General features: G+C 32.1%; 2 protein-coding genes. One reads left to right on the top strand and one right to left on the bottom strand.

Features of this window, described 5'->3' with window-relative positions; translation table 11 throughout:
* Positions 1–96: 96 nt before the first annotated feature.
* Complete coding sequence (locus GOQ24_RS16140) at positions 97–351, bottom strand: hypothetical protein (RefSeq protein WP_208103241.1); 255 nt, start codon at positions 349–351, stop codon at positions 97–99.
* 95 nt (positions 352–446) lie between these two features.
* On the opposite strand from GOQ24_RS16140, the gene GOQ24_RS16145 reads away from it, so the two are divergent.
* Entirely contained in the window at positions 447–1889 is a 1443-nt protein-coding gene (locus GOQ24_RS16145) for a PLP-dependent aminotransferase family protein (RefSeq protein WP_160340164.1), read from the top strand.
* Positions 1890–2422: the final 533 nt, after the last annotated feature.

Below are 2422 nucleotides of genomic sequence, written 5' to 3' on the forward strand. Positions count from 1 at the left end.
CATAGAGAGAGTGTTTTTTGGTGTGCAACTCAAAGATAATTTGAGATCCTTAATTTACTCTCTTTTTTTGTACCTTTTTTTTAAACGTTTAGGACGTTATTGATCACTTAATAACCATTGCTTCTCTAATTTGATGTAGTGGAATAATTTGTATAGTTGAACAAAGCCAACTACTTTGTCTTCAACAAGAGCAATAAATACATCTGATTCATTATTTAGTAGTCGATTCTTTATGAACTCCATACTGCGCTCAAGGTTGCTTACTTGACGATAAAAAACTCTGTACTCATTGAACAGTTGACTTAGTTCTTGCAAATCTTCAAGATTAGCTTTTCGGATTTTAAAATTCATGTTATTAAATGTTGAATAATTGATTATACTACGCAAAAGTATTTTATATTTGGACCACTATAATGATACAGTTTTAATATAAATAAGTAGTCCAGATGTTAAGACCTTGGAAATTGAATATTGAAATAGATGGTACCTTAGATAAACCTATTTACCTTCAAATAGCAGATGCTATCATACAGGACATAACCTTAGGTAGATTAAAATCAGGTACGGCTTTGCCAGGAAGTCGAGTTCTTGCAGCAGAGATTGGAGTTAACCGAAATACGGTTGTAGAAGCACTGAATGTCCTGATTGCAGAAAAATGGTTAGATAGTAAAGAAAGGAGAGGCACATTTGTAGCTGAAGAACTCCCTGTTTTAGATCCCTTTAAAAAAGAAAAGAATTCAGATATAATAAAAAATTTAGAAGATAAATCATATTGGATTAATTTTAATGATGGTCATTCAGATAGTCGCTTAGCACCAGTAGACGAGTTAGCAAGGGCGTATCGAAAAATATTTAAAAGAAAAGCCAAGTGGCAATTAATGGGATATGCGGATACTTATGGACAACGTGATTTTCGTCAGGCTATAGCAGATATGCTTAATCATCAAAGGAGTATGTATGTTCAAGCAGATCACATTTGTATTACAAGAGGCAGCCAAATGGCGTTATACTTATTAGCTCATTGTCTGTGGAAAAAGGGAGATATTGTCATTGTCGAAGATTTGGGGTATAAGCCAGCATGGCAAGCATTCGAGACTGTTGGAGTAACTCTTTTGAGTGTTGGTGTTGATAAAGAGGGTTTGAAGGTGGATGAGGTGTCTCAAATTTTGAATAAGTACAAAGGTGTTAAAGCAGTATATACCACTCCACACCACCAATATCCAACTACTGTAGTTATGAGTACAAAAAGGCGATTAGAGTTAATAGCTTTGAGTAATGAGCATAATTTTACAATTATAGAGGATGATTATGATAATGAGTTTCACTATGGGTATCGACCTGTAATGCCCCTTTGTAGTAATAAGGGATTGAGAGATTATATCTATATAGGAACATTGAGCAAAGTAGTTGCACCTGCATTGAGAATTGGGTATTTGGTAACAAAGAATCAAGAGCTATTGAGGCAAATAGGCAACCTTCGCAAATTAATTGATGTGCAAGGAGATGTTATCATGGAGCAAGCTATATTGCAATTGATTCAAGAAGGCACGATTAAGAAACACTTGAGAAAGGTCTCTCAAATATACAATCAGAGAAGGGATACAATGAAAGACTTAATAGAGCGCTACTTGAAAGACTATGTGAATTATAGTGTACCTGAAGGTGGACTGGCTTTCTGGTTGGAATATAAAACAGGATTTAATCACAAGGTGTTTGAACAAAGTGTTTTTGATAAGGGTATAAAATTAATTTCTTCAATAAGTTATAGTTTTGACAATAAGTCTGTTGGTTTTAGATTGAGCTTTGGTAATCTCGAGGAGGAAGAAATGAAGTTGGGGATAATAGCATTAGCGAATTGTTTTAAAGAGACAATACCTGACAATGGATAAGGAGAAGGTTTTTCCTTAGTTAGCGACTTGTTGAGTGTATCTTATTTTTAATTTGTTTCGTAACAATTTTGTAATGTTAGTTTGCAATCACTATCCGAACAAGATATTCAATTTTGCCAATTTTTAAATAAGGAAAGATTAAATAGCATTAGTAAGCTTGTTTGATAGGTTGGAAATAGAGTACTAAAAAATAGTAGAAAACTTGTGTTTCTACAAATACGTCAAAATGATTTCTCTTTGGTTGGGCTTTTTTTTCAAAAAAGAGGTTTTTTGTTGGAAAAAAAGAATTGAAAAATATTGAATTTTAGTTGATTTAAGTATAAAAGTAATGACGTATATGATAAAAAATAGTTGGTGATTTTTTACTATAGGATGGAAGATTCTTGTGAATAAAAGAGAAAAGTAAATAGAGGTATTACAATAGTTTAAATCTCAAGAGATAAAATTGTAAAATAGATAATTTATTCGGGATTAAAAGAGAATAAATAAGTCTGAAAATTGTCATAATATTAATATAAAGTATTATATACTTT

The organism is Myroides sp. LoEW2-1, from assembly GCF_009767705.1.
Classification (GTDB): domain Bacteria; phylum Bacteroidota; class Bacteroidia; order Flavobacteriales; family Flavobacteriaceae; genus Flavobacterium; species Flavobacterium album_A.